Origin of the sequence: Synechococcus sp. L2F (assembly GCF_024345695.1) — a bacterium.
Taxonomy (GTDB): Bacteria; Cyanobacteriota; Cyanobacteriia; order PCC-6307; family Cyanobiaceae; genus MW101C3.
In genome coordinates this window covers 51,113-70,884 of the sequence record NZ_JAGQBP010000004.1, presented here as the reverse complement: position 1 = coordinate 70,884, position 19,772 = coordinate 51,113, and the positions used below count along the sequence as shown (strand labels likewise).

Here is a 19,772-nt window from a genome sequence, read left to right as displayed (position 1 = left end):
TCGGGGGCCTCAGCGCACGGCCACCAGCACCCGGTGGCGGGGGTCGCAGGCCTCCCGGCGCACGTGGCCGAACCCGGCCTGCTCCATGGCCCTGGGCAGATCGAGGCTGAAGTAGTCCGCCAGGTAGGGCTCGGTGCTCTTGAGCAGGGTGGCGATCGGCGCCGGCAGGCGGCGGATCACGGCCGAATCCGGGTCCTGGTCCACCAGTGCCACCACCCCGCCGGGCCGCAGCAGCCGGGCCGCCTCCCGCAGCACCGCCCGGGTGGCGCCTGCGGGCAGCTCGTGGCAGACGAACTGGAGGGTGATCAGGTCGACGCTGGCCGCCGGCAGGCCGGTGGCTTCGGCGGCGGCGTGGTGCCAGCGGCGGATGCGGCCGCCGGGGTCGCGGACCCTGGCCACCGCCAGCATCTGGGGGGAGAGGTCGAGGCCGTCGACGGCGACGCCTGTGCCCTCACGTCGCTCCAGCCAGTCCTTGAGGGCCAGGGTGCCGACGCCCACCGAGCAGCCGATGTCGAGGGCACTGCGCACCGGGCCGGTGAGGCTCGGCTCGATCGCGGCGAAGATCGCGTCCCTCAGCCGCCGCTGGGCGTCCTGGGGCTCCAGGGTCTCCCCCGGCCACACCCGCAGGGCCATGGCATCGGTGGCCTGCTCCGCCTCACCGGCCGCCTGCCAGCAGAGGTTGCCCTCCTGGTAAGCGTGGAAGCGGGCCCGGTAGTAGGCCGGCGTGGCGGTGGCCGCATCCGTGCTGCTGGCCAGCAGCGGCTCGGCCTGCCGCACGAGCTCCTCGCGCCGGGCCCGCCAGGCGATGCCGCGGCGCTCGGCGGTGCGGATGATCAGCTGGCGGGCCTGCAGGAACAGCAGCCGGCGCAGGGGCTCGACCGCCAGCAGCCGGTCGATCAGCCAGCCGAGGGGATGGCGCGAAGCCACCCAGTTGGGGGGCGGGGCGGCGGCGGTCAGGGCCGGAGCGGCGGGCTGGGCCTGGGCCATGGCGGCGGAGCGGCAGCGGCGGGGGACTGCATTCTCGCCGCAGCCAGCCCGGCTGAATCGGGGTACGGTTGCACTGCTGCCGCGAAGAACAAGCCATGCACTGGCGTCCCCGTCTGCTGGCCTTCTCCACCTCCCTGCTGGTGGGAGCCGGCGCCCTGGTCGGCGGAGCCGCCCTGGCCACCCCGGCCGGATCCCTGCTCAAGGGCCTGTCACTGCCGCTGCCCAAGCCGGCCGCCAGCCTGTTCGCCGCGAACGCCATCGGCCAGACCAGCCTCAACACCCAGCTGCCCGGCAAGCCGGACGAGCTGCTCGCCAAGGTGAAGGCCTCCCTGGCCAAGCAGGGCTACAGCGAGCGCAAGATCAACACCGTGGTGGGCCCGTGGGGCTTCAACCTGGTGCTGGATCCGCCGGCGGGCACCAAGGTGGATGGCACCGCCGAGGGCAAGGCGGCCGCCCTGGTGCTTCAGGCCACCGCCCTCGGCCCCAACCAGCTGAACCTCAACGTCCGCTTCGAAGGGCTCTGAGGGGTCAAGGACCAGAGTGGCCCCATGGACAGCAAGCCAGCCCCCAACTGGTGGGCCCGCAACTGGAAATGGCTGGTGCCGGCCGGCTGCCTCACGGGGGTGGCCGGGCTTGCCGGCTTCATCGCTCTGATCGTCGGCCTCGTGTTCGGGCTGATCAAATCGACCACGCCCTACCAGCAGGCCCTGGCCAAGGCCCAGAAGGATCCGGTGGTGATCAGTCGGCTGGGCGCCCCGATCAATGGGGGCTTGCTGGTGTCCGGCAGCGTCAATCTTTCCGGTGGCACGGGCCAGGCCAACCTGGCCATTCCCCTGCAGGGGTCCAGGGGCAACGGCACCCTGTACGTGGAGGCCCGCCAGAGCGCCGGCACCTGGACCTACTCCACCCTGACGGTCCGACCGGACGGCGCCGGTGAACCCATCAGCCTGCTGCGGCCCTCGCTCTGAATCGAGCGACGGGCGGCGACGGGCAGCTGCTCAACCCGCGGCCACCGCCACCGAGGCGGCATAGAGGGCCTGGAGGCCCGCCTCGCTGGCCGGCGCCACGCCCCGCTCGGTGATCAGGGCCGTCACCAGCCGGGCGGGGGTGACATCAAAGGCGGGGTTGAAGCCGTCGCTGCCATCGGGCACCAGCTGCACGCTGGTGGGCTCCCCTGCGGCGGGCTTGCCGGCGATGCGGGTCACCTCCAGGGGGGAGCGGGCCTCGATCGGGATCTCGGCCACCCCGTCGGCGATCGACCAGTCGATGGTGGAGGCGGGCAGGGCCACGTAGAAGGGCACGCCGTTGTCGTGGGCGGCCAGGGCCTTGAGGTAGGTGCCGATCTTGTTGCAGACATCGCCGCAGCGGGTGGTGCGGTCGGTGCCGACGATCACCGCATCCACCTGGCCGTGCTGCATCAGATGCCCGCCGGCGTTGTCGACGATCACCGTGTGGGGCACCCCTTCGCGGCCCAGCTCGAAGGCCGTCAGGCTGGCCCCCTGGTTGCGGGGGCGGGTCTCGTCGACCCACACGTGGATCGGCAGGCCGCAGCGGTGCGCCTTGTAGATCGGCGCCAGGGCCGTGCCCCAGTCGACCGTGGCCAGCCAGCCGGCGTTGCAATGGGTGAGCACGTTCAGAGGCTGGCCGCGGCGCTCCTCGGGGCGGCGGGCGGCGATCTCCTGAAACAGGCGCAGGCCGTGGTCGCCGATCGCCTCGCACATGGCCACGTCCTCCTCGGCGATGGCGGCCGCCTCGGCCTTGGCCGCCTCGGCGCGCAGCTCCACCGCCAGAGGCAGCACGGCGGCCCGCACCCGCTCCAGGGCCCAGCGCAGGTTGATGGCGGTGGGGCGGGTGGCATCGAGGCGCTCGAAGGCCGCCGCCAGGGAGGCATCGGAGGGATCGGCCTGCAGGGCCAGCATCAGGCCGTAAGCCCCGGTGACGCCGATCAGGGGAGCCCCCCGCACCACCATGGTGACGATCGCCTCGGCCGCCTCCTCAACGCTGGTGAGCGAGCGGGTCAGGAAGCGGTGCGGCAGCAGGGTCTGGTCGATCACACCGACCGAGCGGCCGCCATCCTCCAGCCAGATGGTGCGCCAAGGCCTGCCGTCGATGTTCATGGGGGTGCGGGGGGTGCGGGCATCGGCCCCATTGTTTCGCCCTGCTGCCCAGCGGCGCCGGGCGGGGACGTGAGCCAGAACACCACGGCAGGAAATGATCAGAAAACCAACCTAAAATCGGTGAAACCCATCCCTCCAGGCCATGGCGTCGAATCCGGTCACCTGGTTTGAGCTGAACGTGCACGACATCGAGCGTGCCAAAGCGTTCTATACGGCCGTGTTCCAGGTGGAATTCCAGGACTTCTCCAACCCAGAGATGGCCTACTGGTGCTTCCCGATGGATGACGGGCAGGTGGGCGCCGGTGGGGCACTGATGAAGATGGCGGGGTGCGAACCGGGGAAAGGCGGCACGATGGTGTATTTCAATTGCGACGATTGCGCGGTGGAGGAAAGCCGCGTGGTGCCCGCTGGCGGCACGGTGTGCCGGCCGAAGATGGCGATCGGCAACTTCGGCTTCATCTCCGTGGTCATCGACACGGAGGGCAACCCAATCGGGCTGCATTCGCTGCGTTAGCCGAAGCCACCAGGGTCAGGCGGCGGAAAGAAGGCGTCCTGTTCTGGCGGTTGTCGGCGTTGGAACGCAGCCTTCAGCTCGGGCAGCGGTATCCCTTGTCGTTGAACAACACCAGGCAGGCATCCGTCACCTCCGGGTCGTAGAGAACACCGCGGTGGTGGGTGATCTCCTCGACAGCGGCAGTGGGGCCCAAGCCTGCACGGTAGGACCGGTGGAAACACATCGTCTCGACCACGTCGGCCACAGCCAGGATCCTGTCTTCCATCAACAATTGATTGCCTGGCAGGGCGTCAGGGCATCTACTTCCGTTGATGTGCTCGTGGTGTTCCAAGTGGCACTGCACAGCTAAGCGGCCAGGCTCGTCAATCCGCCCGGCCAGGGGAACTACAGGTGCCGCCGATGTTCATCGCGTGGTCAGCTGGGAGGTATTCAGTTGATGCAGAGCGGATGACCTGCTCATGCGTTGCGGATACAGCACTGATGAAGGCGTAGAGGCAAGAGCATCTGGTGGCGGGAAGGAGCGGGGAGCCTTTCCAAGTCCATCCCCCTCGCGGGATGGTCACTGAGCGGACCATTGTTTCAGCATGCCATTCGTGCACGAAACCTTCCTGCAGCAAGCCATTCATTCAGCGGGCAGCGCGTGCTGCGCTGCTGCGACGGCCATAGACAATGGCGCCGAAACCGGTGACATACATCAACAGGCTGTAGACGGCGGCTGGTATCGCCATCTCCGGGCTGTTGAGCAGGCCGGCGGTGATGGCGATCGCCAGCGTGCCGTTCTGGAGGCCCACCTCGATCGCCAGGCAGATCCGCTGAGCTGGGGGCAGACGAAACAGACGGCCAGTGAAGAAACCCGCCAGCATCGCCAGCAGGTTGAGCATCAGCACAGCGAGGCCCACCTGCGCCAGGAAGCCCGGCAGCCTGGTGCCCTCCCGCGCGAGCAACAGCACAATGATGAGCGCCAGCAGCCCCGCCGCCAGGCGGCTCATGTGCGGCTCGAGACGTCGCGCCGTTCTGGGGAAGCGCCGGCGAATGATCATGCCGATCGCTGTAGGCAAGAGGGTGATCAGGAAGATCTGCAGCATGGTGGATCCAATTGGCAGGGAAATCGCCGCCTGCGCGTTGAGAAAATGCTGCAGTGCCAGGTTGGTGAACAGAGGAATCGTGAACACGGTGAGGATGCTGCTCACGGCCGTGAGAGTGACCGACAACGCCACATCACCCCGCGCCAGATAGGTGAGCAGGTTGGAGGAGGGGCCACCAGGACAGAGCGTCAACACAATCAGACCCACCGCAATCGTCGGCTGCATGGGCACCACCAGGGCCACAAGAACGCCGATCAGCGGCAACACCAGGAGCTGGCACAACGTACCGATGGCCACAGCCTTGGGATCACGTGTGATGCGCTGAAAATCCTCAGCCACCAGACTGAGCCCCATGCCCAGCATCACGATCGCCAACGCAAGCGGCAGCAGAACCGCCGTGAAGATGGTGCTCTGCATCAGCCGCTGCTGGTCAAGAGAGGAAAGAAGTCTGCCGGCCTAGACCCTAATCCCAGCCCTCACCGGGCTCACGTAGAAGCCGGACCTGAGGCGCGGGCCTGGGGTGCTGTAGCGATCCAGACAAGAGGCCGCAGGCGGTGAGCCAGCTCTGGCGATCACCCTGAAGGGAGCTCATGAAAGCGCATCAGGAGACCAAAGCCAGAAACCTCATCTGAGGTCAAAACCAGGAGCCAATCCTGTGTCAGGACGTCCTGAGTGTGCCCAGGGGCGATACCCCCTGGCCTCCCCGTGGCCATCCTCCAGCCAACAGGTGACCAACCTTTGACCGAGCCGCAGCCAACCGGGGGCGACCCCGTGGCCAACTGCAAGGAGGCTACTCAAGATGTTACGAACCTCCCATCTGCGAAGGATGAAGCTCAATAGGAATGGCATGGCCACCTGCACCTCGCACGACGGGAATGGTTCCAGGGAACAGAGCTGGTTTGACGAGAAGCAGCCAGTCAGTCAGTTTTCCGGAGATAATCCGGAGCTTGATCATCACTGTGGGCATGGCCATAAACAACACCCGATGGGAAGTACTCGGCATCGAACTGCACCTTGCCGGCCACCTCCTCACCCGCCACCTCAGCAATGAAGCGCAGCGTGAGATCAATACCAGCAGAAACACCCGCAGAACACCAGAGCATTCCATCCCGGGTGAATCGCTCCTCCACCACCTCCACATCGCCAAAAGCACGCAAACGATCCAGCGAGGCCCAGTGAGTGGTGGCTCGCTTGCCGGCGAGCAGCCCCGCCGCCTGCAGCAGAAAAGCACCGGTGCATACGGACAACACCGCCTGACAAGAGCGGGCCTGCTCCGCCACGAACTCCAGCAGGCAAGTGTTGAACACTTCTACGCGGGTTCCCTGGCCGCCCGGTACCAGCAAGACATCGAGTGCTGGGCACGCCTCGAAGGACACATGCGGATTGATCGACAGGCCATTGGCGCAGACCACCGGCTCCAGCCGCTCCGCCACGGTGAGGCAGCTGCTGGGGCCACCGTCATGCTGCTTCCAGAGCGAGAACATCTCCCATGGGCCGATCACATCGAGCTCTTCAACCTGAGGAAACACAAGAAGGCCGATGTCCATGGAAAAACCTGCAGGTGAAGGTCTGGGCCTGAAGCTGGGAGCAAGGGCATACCCACACGGACGCCCCTCGTGAAGCCAGCCGGCGGCTAGCGCTCCGGCCTGGACGACAAAGGACGCTCCTCTTCATCATCGACAATGTCGCCGACCGAGACGTGTGCCTGCATTCCCATCGAGGACTTAGCAACAGTCTTGTTATAGAGGCTGGCCCCAATGCTTGCAAGAAAGACAGCGAGCAACCAGCCTGCAGCAAGCAAGCCAATATCCTCCTCTCTGCTGTCAGGGAAGTGGTACCCAATCAACGCGATCGCCATCTGCGCGAACCCTTCGGCAACCCCTCATCCATGGCAGTCTCCATGCTGAATCATAGCGATCACGACAGCAGCGCTGAGGCTCAGGACCTGGAACAGAGATGGCCAGGCTCAGGGTCATTGCGGAATGCCGAAAAGACAAGAACCGGTGGAAGCGAGAAGCCACACGGATCCGTCAACAGGGTGGCATCAGAACCTCATTGGAAAATGGTGAATCCAGATCGGTGGCATGCACGTGCACATCGGGATCGGCGCAGAGGATAGCCACCAGGTCGTTGTGCAATGCTCCGGCAGCTTCATCGGCACCGGTGTTAACGAAGCGAAAGCGACGCCAACTCCACCGGCTTGTGGGAGTAGCCCCATCGCCGAGGTAGAGCTCCAGGCTGCCATCAGCACAGGCACGCCCATAAACACACACACCAAAGGTGAAGGGGTAGCCGGCCAACTCCACCCACCACCCCCAGTCTTCACAACAGAAGAATGGAGCAAGGTATCCAAGTTCCCGCAGTCTGTCAGTGAGATACTCAGCCAGGGCCTTCCCATAGGTGCCTTCGTTGATGATCTGATCAGCTTCTCCTGGAAGAATGGAGAACTTCGCAGATGTGATGTGGATGAAGCGGGTCATCGGCAGGTCACCACCTAGAGCCGGCAGTCAGGCATCGCACCGCGACAACGCCAAAAAAACTCCAAGCCTGAATCCAGAAATGACCTGAACCATGGCCCCTCGCCTGCCCCGAAGCGAGATCCAAACAATCGCCTCAAGCCTTCCGCCTGACGTCGTCCGAAAAGCACCTGAAATGACCTCACCAATGACCTCACCAATGACACCCAGGGTTCACCGAATTGAAGGTAATGGCGAAACGAGTGGCTCAAAAGAAGCCTGAAGCAGCGCCGGCCAGAGCCATCAGCCTGCAAGTCCACACCACTCACATCGCCAGCTCGTGCGTGGCAGCCCATCAGCGGGTTGTCCAACGGGGATCAAGATGCGGGTCTTCGCCCTGAGCCGCTTGTTCAGCGGAGACGGGCCTAAACCCATCGATGTATTCGAAACGATCAACAACATGCCCTTGCATGAAGGCACGTCCAGACGTGGGGCAACGGCGAAACTCCCAGGTGTGCTCAATGCGGGCCTTCAGGAGCTGGCTGGTTGGACTGTTCTCAGGGCGATGGCGATAGGTCCACAGCATCACCGTCCTGGCCATGGTGAAAGGCTCCTGAACCGCCACATGGATGGAGGTGTAATCGTGAATCTCATCGAAGAATCTTCTCTTCGCGATCTGGTGGGCTTCAAAATCCGCGTAACCAACCCATTGCTTATCACCAAAACGCATGTAGAAGCCATCCGTGGCAATGACAGGGAGGAACGCAGACAACCCCACCTGCAGATCGTGCAGACGTCCCCACTCCAGGATGATTGAACGGGCCTCGTCTTCAGAAACGGGTTCCAGTGCGGGCACGGGAAAGAGGGTTGACACAGTCTCTGGATGCTAGCTACGCGATTCACTCCCGTCGGGGTCGACGGGAGTGCCTGAATGCCATGCAAGCGTGAAGCAGCACACAGAGATCACGGCTGCACGGGTCAAGAGCGCAGCGTAAAGCCCATGCCTCCACTGACGGCACTATTCGTTAATCACTGAACAACCGAAGGCTAGCCGCCAGGAGCAGAGGCCTGATGTCTACACTTGAGTCGCTGGTCAGGCGAGAAGTGTTGCTTGAATCGATGTGCTGAGTGGAGTCGTCGGACAGCCGATCAGTCTGCTCAAGGTTCTGCTGTCGTCATACAATCCACCCTGAGCAGCGCCAGTGTCTGACTCCGCCAGCATCATGGCAAAGGGCGGCGGGAAGCCGGCACCTTCCAGCGCTTGGCTGTAGTCAGCCTGAGACATGTTCTGATAGCAGACCGGCTTGTGAGCCTGCCGGCTGAGCTCGTCCGCAAACTCCGTCAACGTGTAAGCCTCATCACCTGCCAATTCATACACCTTGCCAGCCTGATCATCGGCCAGGAACACAGCAGCATCGGCAGCTGCGTAATCAGCGCGCGTTGCCGAAGCAATTCGGCCTTCACCCGCGCAGCCCATCACGACACCGTAGCCAAGGGCGGCCGGAATGCTCGCGAGATAGTTCTCGGTGTACCAGCCATGCCGCAAGACAACGTGGGGAACTCCAGAGTCTTGCAGGAGGATTTCCGTCTGGTGATGTTCTGCCGCCAGCGGAAGCGGGCTCACATCAGCGTGCAGAAGGCTGGTATACGCCAGCAGCTTTACACCCACAGCTTTGCAGGCATGGATCACGTTGGCATGCTGAGGCACGCGGCTTCCAACCTCACTGCCGGAGATCAACAACACTTTCTCGGCACCGGTAAAAGCGGCTTCCAGCGTGGAAGGCTGGGCGTAATCCATCTGCCTAACCTGTACACCAAGGCTGGCGAAGCCAGCAACGCTCTGAGGGTTACGAACCGCGGCCACCAACGCACTGGCCGGAACCGATTGCAACAGCTCACGCACAACCAACTGGCCAAGTTGCCCCGAGGCGCCCGTCACAACAATCATGAAGTCAGCTCGTTCCTTTTGGTCGGCAAGGTCACCGTAATGTGAGACACTAACGAATCGCAAGTACCAACCAAAAGGTAAGTGCATGAGCGTCTTCCCTGCCCAGCCCGACACGCTGAGCCAGCGCCTCGACCAGGGCGATCTCTTCGCCCAACCCTGCCCCTCGCGCGACATCCTCAAGCACGTATGCAGCCGCTGGGGAGTGCTCTGCCTGCTATCCCTGCGCCAGGGCACGCATCGGTTCAGTGAGCTCAGACGCAAAATCGGTGGCGTCAGCGAGAAAATGCTGGCCCAGAGCCTCCAAGCTCTCGCAGACGATGGCTTTGTCCTGCGCGTGTCCTATCCGGTGGTGCCTCCATTCGTGGAGTACAGCCTCACGCCCTTGGGAGAAGAAGTGGCCGAGCATGTCGCCACCTTGGCCAACTGGATTGAAGTGAATCTGCCGAGGGTGTTGGAGGCCAGAACACACGTGTCCACGCCCTGATGAGCCTCAATGGAAAGCGGCCCTGATGATCTGCGCCGAACCAGCAACGTGCACGTCCTCAGATCTTTCAAGCCACCAGATCCTTCCAGTCACCAGATCCTTCGAGCCATCCGCACGACGTTCCACACCAGCCACCTACGCTCCCTCCACAAGCTGCGGGAGGCCTCACCGGCAGCCCAGTCCTGAGCCATGGACCTTTTCGAGCGCCAGTGGAGCACCTACCGCCGCGTGGTTGACCACGACCTGATGGAGCACAAGGCGCTCTCGGCAGCCACCACAGCGGCGATCGAAGGCTGGCTGGCTCAGCGCCCATCAGGGTCGCCGCTGCCCCGGATGGTGGATCTGGGCTGTGGCGATCTGGCCCTGCTGGCGCCCCTGCTGCGGCGGCTGCCGCTGGGGTCGTACCTCGGAATTGATCTTGCCGCTCCCGTGCTGCCCCTGGCCGCCGCCCAGCTGCAGGGGGTGCCCTATCCCTGCGCCTGGCGTGAGCAGGATCTGCTCTCCTGGGCGCTGGAGCCGGCCGGCGACGACCCCGGCGCCAGCGCCGCCGCACCGGTGGATCTGATCCACACCTCCTTCGCGGTGCATCACCTCACCACGCCGGAGAAGGCCCGGTTTCTGGCGGCCTGCCGCGCACGGCTCGCACCCACCGGCCTCCTCCTCTGGGCCGATGTGTTCCGTGAACCGGGCGAAAGCCGCGAGGCCTATGTGGCCCGTTACGTGCAGCGCATCTCGGACGGCTGGCAGGCGCTCGCAGCCGAAGAACGGCAGCGGGTGATGGATCACCTCAGCCGCTTTGATCACCCCGCCGACGCGACCGGGATCCAGCACACGGCAGAAGCGTGCGGCTGGCGATGGCAGTGGCTCTGGCGTGGAAGCCACCGCGCCGAAGCCCTGGCCCTGCTCACCCCCTGCTGACCGGCGGCCGGTGGTCAGCCGTGCTCCTTCAGAAACTCCACGCTGCTCTGCAGTTCGTCGGCGAAGCGGTCGATTTCTTCGAAGGTGGTGGTGAAGGCCAGGCTGGCGCGCGCCGTGGCCGACAGGCCGTAGTGGCGATGCAACGGCTGGGTGCAGTGGTGGCCGCTGCGGATGCAGATGCCACCGGCATCCAGCAGGGCCGAGAGGTCGTTGGCATGCAGGCCCTCCACCGTGAAGGCGGCCAGGGCGCCGCGATCGGGTTGCTGCTCCGGCGTGGGGCCGAGGACCGTGAGCCCTTCGATCGCCTGCAGCCGCTGGAACAGGTGGCGGGTGAGCCCCTGCTCCCAGGCGTGGATGCGCTCCATACCAATGGCATTGAGGTAATCGAGCGCGGCGCCCATCCCCACAGCTTCACCGATCGCCGGGGTGCCGGCTTCAAACTTATGGGGCAGCTCCGCCCAGGTGCTGACGTCGAGGCCCACATCCTGGATCATCTCGCCGCCGCCCAGAAATGGCGGCATCGCCTCCAGCAGCGCCTCGCGGGCCCAGAGGAAGCCCATGCCGGTAGGGCCGCAGAGCTTGTGCGAAGAGCCCACCAGGAAATCAGCGCCCAGCGCGGCCACGTTCACCGGCAGGTGCGGCAGGCTCTGGCAGGCATCCACCAGCAGCAGAGCACCGGCCTGGTGCGTGAGCTGGGCGATCGCCGCGATCGGATTGAGGCAACCGAGCGTGTTGCTGATCTGCACCACGCTCACCAGCCGCGTGCGTTCATTGAGCAGACGGCTGAAATCCTCCATGTCGAGCTCGCCGGTGTCGGTGAGGCCGGCGTGGCGCAGCACGGCGCCGGTGCGGGCCGCCAGCAGCTGCCAGGGCACCAGATTGCTGTGGTGCTCCATCACCGTGAGCAGGATTTCGTCGCCGGGCCGCAGGAATGCATCCCCCCAGCTGCGGGCCACCAGATTGATCGCCTCGCTGGCATTGCGGGTGAACACGATCTCCCTGGGGGTGGCCGCAGCGATGAAGCGGGCGGTCTTGTCGCGAGCGCCTTCAAACGCATCGGTGGCCCGGGCGCTCAGCTGGTGGGCGCCGCGGTGCACGTTGGCATTGTCGTGGGAGTAGTAGCCCTGCAGCGCCTCCAGCACCTGCCGCGGCTTCTGGCTGGTGGCAGCGTGATCGAGATAAATCAGCGGTTGCCCCAGGCAGGCCTGCTGGGCGAGCAGCGGAAAATCGGGCCGGGTGAGCGCCGCCAGGTTCTCGCCCGGGGCGGTCCCAGCCGCCGCAGCGGCAACCCCAGAGGCCATCGCGCCTGAAGCACCATTCGGCTCGGTGCCCGGAGCACCGTTGGGCTCCGTGGTGGCTGTGGTCAGCGAGGGAACGGTGACGGGCATCGGGGTCAGGCCTCCGCGAGCAGACGCTTGAGGGGCTCCCACCCTGCCGCCGCCGGCGGCAGATCGCGTAGCACCTCCTGGCAGAAGCCCCGCTTGAGCAGCCCCGCGGCCACGGCGGCACTGATGCCCCGGCTCTGCAGATAGAAGAGTTCGTTCTGCTGCAGACGGCTCACCGTGGCGCCATGGGCGCAGCGCACGTCGTCGGCAACGATCTCGAGCTCGGGCTTGGTGTCGATGCGGGCCTGGTTGGAGAGCAGCAGGTTGCGGCTCAACTGGGCGGCATTGGTGCGCTGGGCCAGCCGCGGCACCTTCACGGCGCCGTTGAACACGCTGCGGCCGTGGCCGTCGGCGATCGCCTTGTGGAGTTGCTCCAACTGCCCGTCGGGCCCTTCGAACACCACCCGGCTGTGGGTGTCCACGCGCTGGTGCTCTTCAGCCAGCTGCAGGGCCTTGAGGCTGGTGAAGGCACCGCCCTCGGCCTGGCTCACCCGCGGCTCGAAGCGCGCCAGCGCCCAGCCGCGGCTGGCCCACACCGATTCCAGACGGCTTTCGATCTCCTGCTCCACCGCCAGATGGCCCAGGAAACAGGCCTCGCCCGTACCGAACGCCAGCAGACCGTGGCGCAAAGTGGAGCCACGTCCCAGCCGGGCCTCACACACCAGGCTGCTCAGGCATGGGCCATCGCCCAGCTGCACCTGGAGCACATTCAGGCTCGCCTTCTCCTCGAGCAGCAGCAGCACCCGCACCGGGGTGAGGCGCTGCCCGATGGGGTGAGTGCCGGGTTCAGCTGCATCGGGACGATTCGCGCCCGCCACACTCACCAGCTCCAGCGTGGAAGCCACCGTGCCGCTGACGCGCAACGCCAGGCAGCGGCTGGCGGTGGCCTGGTTCAGTTCCACCGGCCAGTGGGCCTGGCAGCCGGTGGCCGCCAGGGTGTGGCCCAAGGCCAGCGGCCATTCGCCTTCGCCCAGCAGCGACAGGCCGGCAGGCAGTCTCTGGCCGGCCAGGGGATCACTGCGGCCATCCAGCAGCAGCCGCACCGTGTCCGGCGCCGGGGGGGGCAGGGCGCTGGCAGCGGCAGGGCTGTCAGTGCCGCCGAAGCTGCCGGCTGTGGGGGCGGTGCCGTCGAACACCGCCAGGAGGGGAGCCAGGTCGGTGAAGCGCCAGTCTTCGTCGCGGCGGGAGGGTAGCGGCTGACGGGCCAGGGCTTCGCGGCCGCGCCACTGCACGGTTTCCAGCTCGCCGGCCGGCGCATCGAGCGCGTCGAGGAAGCGCTGGGTCCAGGGGGCGGTGGCCACGCCCTGGGCGAGGGCGGCGGCGTCAGTGTCGGAAAGGGACGCCATCATCAGGCCACCTCGGCAACGCTGCGCTGCTCGGATGCCAGTTCGGCGTCGACCCAGTCGTAACCGCGCTCTTCCAGTTCGAACGCCAGTTCCTTACCGCCGGTACGCAGGATCCGCCCGGCCGCCATCACATGCACGTAGTCGGGGATGATCACATCCAGCAGGCGCTGGTAGTGGGTGATCAGCAGCGTGGCGTTCTCCGGGGTGGAGAGCTGATTGACGCCGGCGGCAACGATGCGCAGGGCGTCGATGTCGAGGCCGGAATCGGTTTCATCGAGGATCGCCACCGACGGCTCCAGCAGCGCCATCTGCAGGATTTCATTGCGCTTCTTCTCGCCACCGGAGAAGCCTTCGTTCACACTGCGCTCCAGGAAGGCGGGGTCCATCTTCACCACCTCCAGCCGCTCGCGCACCACATCTTCAAAGGCGAAGGTGTCCAGTTCTTCCTTGCCCAGCTCACTGCGACGGGCGTTGGTGGACACCCGCAGGAACTCGAGATTGCTGACCCCGGGGATCTCCACGGGGTATTGAAAACCGAGGAACAGACCGATGCGGGAGCGCTGCTCCGGCTCCAGATCAAGCAGATCAGCACCCCGGTACCGCACGCTGCCACCGGTGACGGTGTAGGCAGGGTGGCCGGCCAGCACCTTGGACAGCGTGCTCTTGCCGCTGCCGTTCCGGCCCATCACCGCATGGATCTCGCCGGCACGCACCGTGAGGTTCACACCCTTGAGGATCGGCTGGTCCTCCACGCGCGCATGGAGATCCACGATTTCAAGCAGAAGATCAGCGTCGGGGCGAATCACGGGCAGGGGGGCAGGGGAGAACGGGGTGGGGAGAGGGAGCGGGGCCGCCAGAGAGGCGGCGGAGCTGAGTGGCGGCGATCAGCCCACGGAGCCTTCGAGCTTCAGGGCCAGCAGTTTGTCGGCTTCGGCGGCGAACTCCATCGGCAGCTGGTTGAACACATCGCGGCAGAAGCCACTCACCATCATCGACACCGCCGCTTCGAAACCGATGCCGCGGCTCTGCAGATAGAACAGCTGATCGGCAGAGATGCGACAGGTGCTCGCCTCATGCTCGATCGCGGCATCCGGCTGCTGGGAGCGGATGTAGGGGTAGGTGTTGGCGGCGGCCTGGTCGCCGATCAGCATCGAATCGCACTGGCTGTAGTTCTTGGCACCCACGGCCTTGGGGCCGATCTGCACCAGCCCCCGGTAGCTGTTCGAAGACTGGCCGGCGCTGATGCCCTTGCTCACGATCGTGGAGCGGCTGCGCGGACCCAGATGGATCATCTTGGTGCCGGTGTCGGCCTGCTGGCGGTTGTTGGTGAGGGCTACGGAGTAGAACTCGCCCACCGAATCAGCCCCCTGCAGAACACAGCTGGGATACTTCCAGGTGATCGCTGAGCCGGTTTCCACCTGGGTCCAGCTGATGTGGCTGCGATCGCCGCGGCACTGTCCCCGCTTGGTAACGAAGTTGTAGATGCCACCATTGCCGTGCTCATCGCCGGCATACCAGTTCTGAACGGTGGAATACTTGATCGAGGCATCATCGAGGGCCACCAGCTCCACAACGGCGGCGTGCAGTTGGTTGGTGTCGAACATCGGGGCGGTGCAGCCCTCCAGATAGCTGACCGATGCGCCTTCCTCCGCCACGATCAGGGTGCGCTCGAACTGGCCGGTGTCACCGGAGTTGATCCGGAAATAGGTGGAGAGCTCCATCGGGCACTCCACCCCCTTCGGGATGAACACGAAGGAGCCGTCGCTGAACACCGCCGAATTGAGAGCAGCGAAGAAGTTGTCGTTGCTGGGAACCACCGTGCCGAGATAACGGGCGATCAGTTCGGGATGGTCTTTCACCGCCTCACTGATCGAGCAGAAGATCACGCCGTGCTCGGCCAGCTTCTCCCGGTAGGTGGTGGCGATCGACACGCTGTCGAACACCGCATCCACAGCCACATTGCTGAGCCGCTTCTGCTCGCTCAGCGGAATGCCGAGCTTGTCGAAGGTTTCCAGCAGCTTGGGATCCACCTCGTCAAGACTGGCCTTCTTTTCCTGCTGCTTGGGCGCCGCGTAGTAGATCAGCTCCTGATAATCGATCGGGGCATGGCCAAGGGCTGCCCAATCGGGCTCAGTCATGCGCAGCCACTGCCGGTAGGCCCGCAGGCGGAAATCCAGCAGGAAGGCGGGCTCGTTCTTCTTGGCCGAGATCAGCCGCACCACGTCCTCGCTGAGGCCCTTGGCGATCTTCTCGGTTTCGATGTCGGTGACGAAGCCGTACTTGTACGGCTGGCTGACCAGATCACCAACGGTGGGCGCTGTGGACATGACGGAGGCCTCCTCAGCCGGCTGTATGGGAAAGAATCTCTTCGGTGCTGATCGTCTGCTGGTCGCCGCGGAAGGGATTGTCTTCGGTGAGGAAGAGCATGCAGTGGCACTCCTTGCGTTCCCGCATCGGCACGCAAGGGCAGTTCCAGAACGCCTGGGACACTTCCGCCTGCTTGTCTTCGTAGTGGCGGCAGGGGCAGAGGGCGCCGCCCAGCTGGTCTTTGTGGCGGGCGAGGCCTTCCAGGACCACGGCGGTGACGCCGGGATCGCTGCAGAAGTAGGTGCCGGTGCGCTGGGCGTAGGTTTCGGCAAACTTCCGGATCACCTCCAGGCTTTCGCTGGTGGGGGCGGAGGGGGCGGAAACGGATTCGGGCATGGGCTCGGCGGGAAAGCGGGCGAAAGGCTGGTGGCTGGCCTGAAGCGGGGATCGCGGCAAGGGTTTCGCGTGGCCGGCCCCCTTCGAGAAGAAGAAGAGACCCGCTCGCCGGAAGCGATCAACCAGAGGCGATCTAGTGGCGGGAAAGAGCTACGCGAATTACGAAACCAGGAAGTTTCGTTAATCACCTGAGCCTAGGACAGCGAGACCGCCGGCCGGTGATCCGCGCACATCACCGGTCACTCTCCCCCAGTCGCCAGCGGAGCGTGGCAAGGTGTGAGGAAGGTTGCGTCTCGCCAGACCGGCCTGCTTTTCCATGCCTTCCACCACCCAGGCCCCCACCCGCGAGGCGGTGCTCGCGCTGCTGATGCGTCTCGGTGAGGCCACAGCGGCCCAGCTCGCCGAAGCACTCTCGGTGTCGGTTCAGGCGATGCGTCGTCATCTGCGCAGCCTCGAAGAAGAAGGCGTGCTTGAAGCCAGCCCCACGCCCGAAGGTCCAGGCCGTCCCAGCAATCACTGGCGCCTCACCCGCCAGGGCCACGATAGCTTTCCCGACAGTGGCGAGAACTTCGCCATCGGCCTGCTGCAGTCGATGGCGGCGAGCATGCCCCGCGATGCCATCCAGACTTTGCTGAAGCAGCAGGCGGTCGCCAAGGCCAGCGTCGATCGACGCCTGATCGGCGAAGGCAGCCTCACCGAGCGGGTGCAGCGGCTGGTGGAGCTGCGTCGCCGCGAGGGCTACATGACCGAATGCCGCCGCGATGGCGACGGGCTTTCCTGGTGCATGAGCGAATTCCACTGCTCCGTCTCCCGCATCGCCGACCAGTTCCCGCTGATCTGCGACCAGGAGCTCCAGCAGATCCGCCACACCTTCCCCGATTGCACCGTGGAGCGCGTCCACTGGCGGTTGGAGGGCGGCCACTCCTGCGGCTTCCGGCTCACCCCAAGCCCCCCGGCCGCCCCCACCAGCTCCAGCGACACCCCCGGTGATGGCTGAGGCAGGCCCACTCAGCCACAACGACCTGGCCCTGCTCGAAGCCACCCTGCTCCCCGCGCTCGAACGCCACCACCTGCGGCTGCTGGCCCACAGCCTGCGCAGCCTTCAGGAGATCGCCGGCCGCCGCGACGGCGCCCTGCCCAGCCAGCCGGAGCGGGAGCGCTGGGTCAACAACCATCCAGTGTTGGCAGGTGATCCCGGCTTTCGTCAGGCTTTCCTGACGGAACTCGATCGCGCCGCCTGCCAGCTCGACGCCCTCGCCGGGGCCCTGGGCCGCGCGCCGCTTTCGCTGCAGCTCGACGACCTGATCACCTGGGTCGATGGTCTGGCCCGCGCCCGCGTCACCGCGTCATCGCCGCAGCCAGGTTCCCCAGCGCCCCCGTCACCAGGCTGACCCCGGCCAAAGCCAGCACGGCGGCCGCCAGGCCCCGCCAGCCAGGCGTGTCGCCTTCCAGCCCCGCCAATGGCAGCGCCATCACAGGCGCCGTGGCCAGCAGCGCCACGGCCAGACCGCCCGGCAGGTGCTGCAGGGCGGTCTGCTGCAGCACGATGCCCGCGCTGGTGCCCAGCAGCGTGGCCAGCAGCACCAGCGGCCAGCGCCGCCAGCCCAGCCGGGGCCGCTGGCCAGGGAGCGGCAACCGCCATAGCAGCGGCAGCATCACCACGGCTGCGGCCGCCAGGCGCAGGGTGGCCGATTCCAGGGGAGTCAGGGCCGAGGCCCGCAGCGCGGCGCGGGCCAGCAGGGCGCCCGTGCTGCCGCACAGCAGCGCCGCCAGCGCCAGGGCCAGGCCAAGCCGATCCCGCTGCGGCACCAGCGGGGTGGCAGGGGCCTGTCGCGCCACCAGCAGGACCGACAGACAGATCAGCCCCACCCCCAGCCACTGCACCAACGTGGGCACCTCTGCCAGGAACACCACCCCGCCAAGCATTGCCACAGCCGGGCCGCCGGCATCGAGGGTGAGGGTGCGGCGGGTGCCGAGCCGGCGCAGGGCCGCCAGATACAGGCTGTCGCCCAGGGCAATCCCCACCACACCGCTCAGCACCAGCAACGCCAGCGGCAGTGGCGCGACGCGCCAGGGACTCAGCAGCACGAGCGGCAGCAGCGTCGCCACCGCCAGCAGGTTCTTCACCAGGTTGAGCTGGGCAGCGCTCAGCGAGGTGGGCAGCTGCCGCCAGAGGCTGCTGGAGGCTGTCCAGCAGAAAGCGGCGGCGAGGGCGGCCAGAACTCCCGTGATGGCCACCGGCAACAGTCGAGGTGGACGGATTGCGATCATCGCTGTAGCCGTCCACCCGCCGTGACCGTTCCGATCGCCGATGCCATCAGCTTTTTCCGGCTGAGTTGCGGCCGCTGGCGTTCCCAGCGCACCAGCCACCACCTGTTGCATCGACGCGCCGAGGGGGGCGGCTCGCTGATCCAGGTGGTGGACGTGAGCGCCGACGATCCCCGCCTGGTGGCGATCGCCGAGCTGCATGGCCAGGATCCCGGCGCGCTGGTGGGGGGCTGCCAGGTGCGCTGGAGCGGTTCGATGGATTGGGATAAGGCCGGAGAGGAGCACCAGGGGGAGTCGGTGTTCGGCCTGATCCCCACCGATGCCCACGGGCGCGAGGGCCTGCTGCTGCGCGACCGCGGCTACGCCGAAACAGCCCCGGTGGCCGGGCGGTTCTGCATGGATGAGCGCGACGGCCTGCTGCTCACCACCGCCTACGAAACGATGAGCTCCCTGGAGCGCTTCTGGTTCCCCAACCCGGATCTGCGCCTGCGCACCAGCACGGTGGAGGGGCTTTCGAACACCGCATCCTTCTGCATGGAAACCCGCTGCCGCGACGACAACGCCCCAGGCAGCGAAGCCGCCGGGGGGGAAGCAGCGTCGGTGGGGGCCGTAACCGGCGATGGCAACGAGAGGCTGTCCGCTTTCGGCTGGTGAGCCGCCGATGTCGCAAACGTTACGGACTGTGAGCCCTGCCCCTTCGCTGACGGGGTCCGCGGGGCCTCACTTCTACGATCCACAGCGACGGATGACGATGCTCGTGTGGCAATTCCGCTTCTGAAGTACGCGCCCACCACCCAGAACTCCCGGGTGAAGGCCTTCCGCGTGGGTTCCGACGAGGACCCGAAGGCTGTCGCGCTCGACAAGGCGATCGACCGTGAAGACCAGAACTTCGTGATCGAGTCGGCTTACCGCCAGATTTTCTTCCACGCGTTCAAGGTTGACCGCGACACGATTCTCGAGTCGCAACTGCGCGACGGTCAGATCACCGTGCGTGATTTCATCCGCGCACTCTGCCTGTCTGACACCTTCACGCGCAGCTTCTACAACCTCAATAACAACTACCGGGTGGCCCGCCACCTTGTGGAGAAGCTGCTGGGCCGCCAGGTGTATGGCAAAGCTGAGGAAATCGCCTGGTCCGCCGTCATCATGACCAAGGGCGTGGCCGGTGCTGTCGATAAGATTCTCGACAGCGATGAATACCTCGAGAACTTCGGCTACGACACGGTTCCATACCATCGCAACCGGGTGGTCGGCTCCCGCGAGGTGGGTGAAACCCCCTTCAACATCACCACCCCCCGCTACGACGCCTACCACCGGGGCATCCTGGGCTTCCCCCAGATCATCTACACCGGCACCAAGCGCTCCCTGCCCGAGCGCGCGCGTCAGCGCCGTGGTGGCTATCCCGAGGATTACCTCCCCTGGGTGCGCACGCTGCCCGCCCTGCGTGTGGGGGCTGCGTCCTCCGGCAACGCCGGCATGGATTACCTCTCCAAGGTTCCTTATCGCAGCGTCGGACGCTGACAAACCGGCGGGTCCCTGGGCCCCGTCTCCTGGCTCCCAG

The 19,772-nt window shown here is 65.9% G+C and carries 24 protein-coding genes; 9 read left to right on the top strand and 15 right to left on the bottom strand.

Features of this window, described 5'->3' with window-relative positions; genetic code table 11:
• Positions 1–9: 9 nt before the first annotated feature.
• Positions 10–987 carry a class I SAM-dependent methyltransferase gene (locus KBZ19_RS11425; RefSeq protein ID WP_255101025.1) on the bottom strand — a complete coding sequence of 326 codons (978 nt, stop codon included), beginning with the start codon at positions 985–987 and terminating at the stop codon, positions 10–12.
• A 95-nt stretch (positions 988–1,082) separates the two neighbouring features.
• Here KBZ19_RS11425 and KBZ19_RS11420 point away from each other — a divergent pair, with 95 nt between their 5' ends.
• Together KBZ19_RS11420 and KBZ19_RS11415 are read left to right on the top strand one after the other, a co-directional pair.
• On the top strand, positions 1,083–1,511 hold the full coding sequence (locus KBZ19_RS11420) for a hypothetical protein (protein ID WP_255101024.1): 429 nt from the start codon (positions 1,083–1,085) through the stop codon (positions 1,509–1,511).
• Positions 1,512–1,535: 24 nt separating this feature from the next.
• Positions 1,536–1,955, top strand: a complete 420-nt coding sequence (locus KBZ19_RS11415) for a cytochrome c oxidase assembly factor Coa1 family protein (RefSeq protein ID WP_094512598.1) — start codon at positions 1,536–1,538, stop codon at positions 1,953–1,955.
• Between the two features lie 30 nt (positions 1,956–1,985).
• Here KBZ19_RS11415 and mtnA read toward each other — a convergent pair whose 3' ends face one another.
• Positions 1,986–3,104: an S-methyl-5-thioribose-1-phosphate isomerase gene (mtnA, locus tag KBZ19_RS11410; RefSeq protein WP_255101023.1), complete on the bottom strand. Its 1,119-nt coding sequence runs from the start codon at positions 3,102–3,104 to the stop codon at positions 1,986–1,988.
• A gap of 142 nt (positions 3,105–3,246) precedes the next feature.
• On the opposite strand from mtnA, the gene KBZ19_RS11405 reads away from it, so the two are divergent.
• The gene (locus KBZ19_RS11405; protein WP_094512593.1) at positions 3,247–3,618 is read left to right on the top strand and encodes a VOC family protein; all 372 of its coding nucleotides are present in this window, start codon (positions 3,247–3,249) and stop codon (positions 3,616–3,618) included.
• Positions 3,619–3,691: 73 nt separating this feature from the next.
• Here the strand turns inward: KBZ19_RS11405 and KBZ19_RS15225 are convergent, their stop codons facing one another.
• The 7 genes from KBZ19_RS15225 to KBZ19_RS11375 form a co-directional block, all read right to left on the bottom strand.
• Positions 3,692–3,961 carry an HD-GYP domain-containing protein gene (locus tag KBZ19_RS15225; RefSeq protein WP_399220175.1) on the bottom strand — a complete coding sequence of 90 codons (270 nt, stop codon included), beginning with the start codon at positions 3,959–3,961 and terminating at the stop codon, positions 3,692–3,694.
• Between the two features lie 283 nt (positions 3,962–4,244).
• A complete protein-coding gene (locus KBZ19_RS11400) occupies positions 4,245–5,120 on the bottom strand; it encodes a bile acid:sodium symporter family protein (RefSeq protein WP_094512587.1) in 876 nt (291 codons plus the stop codon).
• A gap of 500 nt (positions 5,121–5,620) precedes the next feature.
• Positions 5,621–6,250, bottom strand: coding sequence for a DJ-1/PfpI family protein (locus KBZ19_RS11395; protein WP_255101022.1), 630 nt, complete (start codon positions 6,248–6,250; stop codon positions 5,621–5,623).
• 86 nt (positions 6,251–6,336) lie between these two features.
• Positions 6,337–6,561: a DUF2164 family protein gene (locus KBZ19_RS11390; RefSeq protein WP_255101021.1), complete on the bottom strand. Its 225-nt coding sequence runs from the start codon at positions 6,559–6,561 to the stop codon at positions 6,337–6,339.
• A 172-nt stretch (positions 6,562–6,733) separates the two neighbouring features.
• Complete coding sequence (locus KBZ19_RS11385; protein WP_255101020.1) at positions 6,734–7,183, bottom strand: hypothetical protein; 450 nt, start codon at positions 7,181–7,183, stop codon at positions 6,734–6,736.
• 331 nt (positions 7,184–7,514) lie between these two features.
• On the bottom strand, positions 7,515–8,015 hold the full coding sequence (locus KBZ19_RS11380) for a hypothetical protein (protein ID WP_255101019.1): 501 nt from the start codon (positions 8,013–8,015) through the stop codon (positions 7,515–7,517).
• A 237-nt stretch (positions 8,016–8,252) separates the two neighbouring features.
• Positions 8,253–9,194 (bottom strand): SDR family oxidoreductase, encoded by a 942-nt coding sequence (locus KBZ19_RS11375; protein WP_315856354.1) that lies wholly within the window; start codon positions 9,192–9,194, stop codon positions 8,253–8,255.
• On the opposite strand from KBZ19_RS11375, the gene KBZ19_RS11370 reads away from it, so the two are divergent.
• Both KBZ19_RS11370 and KBZ19_RS11365 read left to right on the top strand, forming a co-directional pair.
• Positions 9,193–9,591 (top strand): helix-turn-helix domain-containing protein, encoded by a 399-nt coding sequence (locus KBZ19_RS11370; RefSeq protein ID WP_255101018.1) that lies wholly within the window; start codon positions 9,193–9,195, stop codon positions 9,589–9,591. The genes KBZ19_RS11375 and KBZ19_RS11370 overlap by 2 nt on opposite strands.
• A gap of 189 nt (positions 9,592–9,780) precedes the next feature.
• On the top strand, positions 9,781–10,509 hold the full coding sequence (locus tag KBZ19_RS11365; protein ID WP_255101017.1) for a class I SAM-dependent methyltransferase: 729 nt from the start codon (positions 9,781–9,783) through the stop codon (positions 10,507–10,509).
• Between the two features lie 14 nt (positions 10,510–10,523).
• Here KBZ19_RS11365 and KBZ19_RS11360 read toward each other — a convergent pair whose 3' ends face one another.
• The 5 genes from KBZ19_RS11360 to KBZ19_RS11340 all read right to left on the bottom strand — a co-directional run bounded on the left by KBZ19_RS11360 (position 10,524) and on the right by KBZ19_RS11340 (position 15,943).
• Complete coding sequence (locus tag KBZ19_RS11360) at positions 10,524–11,810, bottom strand: SufS family cysteine desulfurase (protein ID WP_255101143.1); 1,287 nt, start codon at positions 11,808–11,810, stop codon at positions 10,524–10,526.
• A 92-nt stretch (positions 11,811–11,902) separates the two neighbouring features.
• Positions 11,903–13,243 carry a SufD family Fe-S cluster assembly protein gene (locus KBZ19_RS11355; RefSeq protein ID WP_255101016.1) on the bottom strand — a complete coding sequence of 447 codons (1,341 nt, stop codon included), beginning with the start codon at positions 13,241–13,243 and terminating at the stop codon, positions 11,903–11,905.
• The gene (sufC, locus tag KBZ19_RS11350) at positions 13,243–14,046 is read right to left on the bottom strand and encodes a Fe-S cluster assembly ATPase SufC (RefSeq protein ID WP_255101015.1); all 804 of its coding nucleotides are present in this window, start codon (positions 14,044–14,046) and stop codon (positions 13,243–13,245) included. The genes KBZ19_RS11355 and sufC overlap by 1 nt, the downstream gene beginning before the upstream one ends.
• A gap of 78 nt (positions 14,047–14,124) precedes the next feature.
• Positions 14,125–15,567: a Fe-S cluster assembly protein SufB gene (gene sufB, locus KBZ19_RS11345; protein ID WP_255101014.1), complete on the bottom strand. Its 1,443-nt coding sequence runs from the start codon at positions 15,565–15,567 to the stop codon at positions 14,125–14,127.
• Between the two features lie 13 nt (positions 15,568–15,580).
• Positions 15,581–15,943 (bottom strand): ferredoxin-thioredoxin reductase catalytic domain-containing protein, encoded by a 363-nt coding sequence (locus KBZ19_RS11340; RefSeq protein WP_094512789.1) that lies wholly within the window; start codon positions 15,941–15,943, stop codon positions 15,581–15,583.
• A 316-nt stretch (positions 15,944–16,259) separates the two neighbouring features.
• Between KBZ19_RS11340 and sufR the strand changes: the two genes are divergently transcribed.
• Together sufR and KBZ19_RS11330 are read left to right on the top strand one after the other, a co-directional pair.
• Positions 16,260–16,940, top strand: a complete 681-nt coding sequence (gene sufR, locus KBZ19_RS11335) for an iron-sulfur cluster biosynthesis transcriptional regulator SufR (RefSeq protein WP_255101013.1) — start codon at positions 16,260–16,262, stop codon at positions 16,938–16,940.
• Complete coding sequence (locus KBZ19_RS11330) at positions 16,933–17,334, top strand: hypothetical protein (protein WP_255101012.1); 402 nt, start codon at positions 16,933–16,935, stop codon at positions 17,332–17,334. Before sufR ends, KBZ19_RS11330 begins: the two co-directional genes overlap by 8 nt.
• Here the strand turns inward: KBZ19_RS11330 and KBZ19_RS11325 are convergent.
• Positions 17,282–18,214, bottom strand: coding sequence for an EamA family transporter (locus KBZ19_RS11325; protein WP_399220167.1), 933 nt, complete (start codon positions 18,212–18,214; stop codon positions 17,282–17,284). The two genes, KBZ19_RS11330 and KBZ19_RS11325, sit on opposite strands and share 53 nt — an antisense overlap.
• A 21-nt stretch (positions 18,215–18,235) precedes the next feature.
• Between KBZ19_RS11325 and KBZ19_RS11320 the strand changes: the two genes are divergently transcribed.
• Positions 18,236–18,865: a phycobiliprotein lyase gene (locus KBZ19_RS11320; protein ID WP_094512540.1), complete on the top strand. Its 630-nt coding sequence runs from the start codon at positions 18,236–18,238 to the stop codon at positions 18,863–18,865.
• Between the two features lie 105 nt (positions 18,866–18,970).
• A complete protein-coding gene (locus KBZ19_RS11315) occupies positions 18,971–19,732 on the top strand; it encodes a phycobilisome rod-core linker polypeptide (protein ID WP_094512535.1) in 762 nt (253 codons plus the stop codon).
• The last annotated feature ends 40 nt before the right edge of the window (positions 19,733–19,772 follow it).

Bases quoted from the DNA above. Each gene is read 5' to 3' on its own strand.
- KBZ19_RS11425 (WP_255101025.1), bottom strand. From the start codon at position 987: ATGGCCCAGGCCCAGCCCGCCGCTCCGGCCCTGACCGCCGCCGCCCCG.
- KBZ19_RS11405 (WP_094512593.1), top strand. From the start codon at position 3,247: ATGGCGTCGAATCCGGTCACCTGGTTTGAGCTGAACGTGCACGACATC.
- KBZ19_RS11420 (WP_255101024.1), top strand. From the start codon at position 1,083: ATGCACTGGCGTCCCCGTCTGCTGGCCTTCTCCACCTCCCTGCTGGTG.
- KBZ19_RS11355 (WP_255101016.1), bottom strand. From the start codon at position 13,243: ATGATGGCGTCCCTTTCCGACACTGACGCCGCCGCCCTCGCCCAGGGC.
- mtnA (WP_255101023.1), bottom strand. From the start codon at position 3,104: ATGAACATCGACGGCAGGCCTTGGCGCACCATCTGGCTGGAGGATGGC.
- KBZ19_RS11360 (WP_255101143.1), bottom strand. From the start codon at position 11,810: ATGGCCTCTGGGGTTGCCGCTGCGGCGGCTGGGACCGCCCCGGGCGAG.
- sufB (WP_255101014.1), bottom strand. From the start codon at position 15,567: ATGTCCACAGCGCCCACCGTTGGTGATCTGGTCAGCCAGCCGTACAAG.
- sufR (WP_255101013.1), top strand. From the start codon at position 16,260: ATGCCTTCCACCACCCAGGCCCCCACCCGCGAGGCGGTGCTCGCGCTG.
- KBZ19_RS11400 (WP_094512587.1), bottom strand. From the start codon at position 5,120: ATGCAGAGCACCATCTTCACGGCGGTTCTGCTGCCGCTTGCGTTGGCG.
- KBZ19_RS11385 (WP_255101020.1), bottom strand. From the start codon at position 7,183: ATGACCCGCTTCATCCACATCACATCTGCGAAGTTCTCCATTCTTCCA.
- KBZ19_RS11325 (WP_399220167.1), bottom strand. From the start codon at position 18,214: ATGATCGCAATCCGTCCACCTCGACTGTTGCCGGTGGCCATCACGGGA.
- KBZ19_RS11330 (WP_255101012.1), top strand. From the start codon at position 16,933: ATGGCTGAGGCAGGCCCACTCAGCCACAACGACCTGGCCCTGCTCGAA.
- KBZ19_RS11415 (WP_094512598.1), top strand. From the start codon at position 1,536: ATGGACAGCAAGCCAGCCCCCAACTGGTGGGCCCGCAACTGGAAATGG.
- KBZ19_RS11390 (WP_255101021.1), bottom strand. From the start codon at position 6,561: ATGGCGATCGCGTTGATTGGGTACCACTTCCCTGACAGCAGAGAGGAG.
- KBZ19_RS11370 (WP_255101018.1), top strand. From the start codon at position 9,193: ATGAGCGTCTTCCCTGCCCAGCCCGACACGCTGAGCCAGCGCCTCGAC.
- KBZ19_RS11375 (WP_315856354.1), bottom strand. From the start codon at position 9,194: ATGCACTTACCTTTTGGTTGGTACTTGCGATTCGTTAGTGTCTCACAT.
- KBZ19_RS11340 (WP_094512789.1), bottom strand. From the start codon at position 15,943: ATGCCCGAATCCGTTTCCGCCCCCTCCGCCCCCACCAGCGAAAGCCTG.
- KBZ19_RS11395 (WP_255101022.1), bottom strand. From the start codon at position 6,250: ATGGACATCGGCCTTCTTGTGTTTCCTCAGGTTGAAGAGCTCGATGTG.
- KBZ19_RS11365 (WP_255101017.1), top strand. From the start codon at position 9,781: ATGGACCTTTTCGAGCGCCAGTGGAGCACCTACCGCCGCGTGGTTGAC.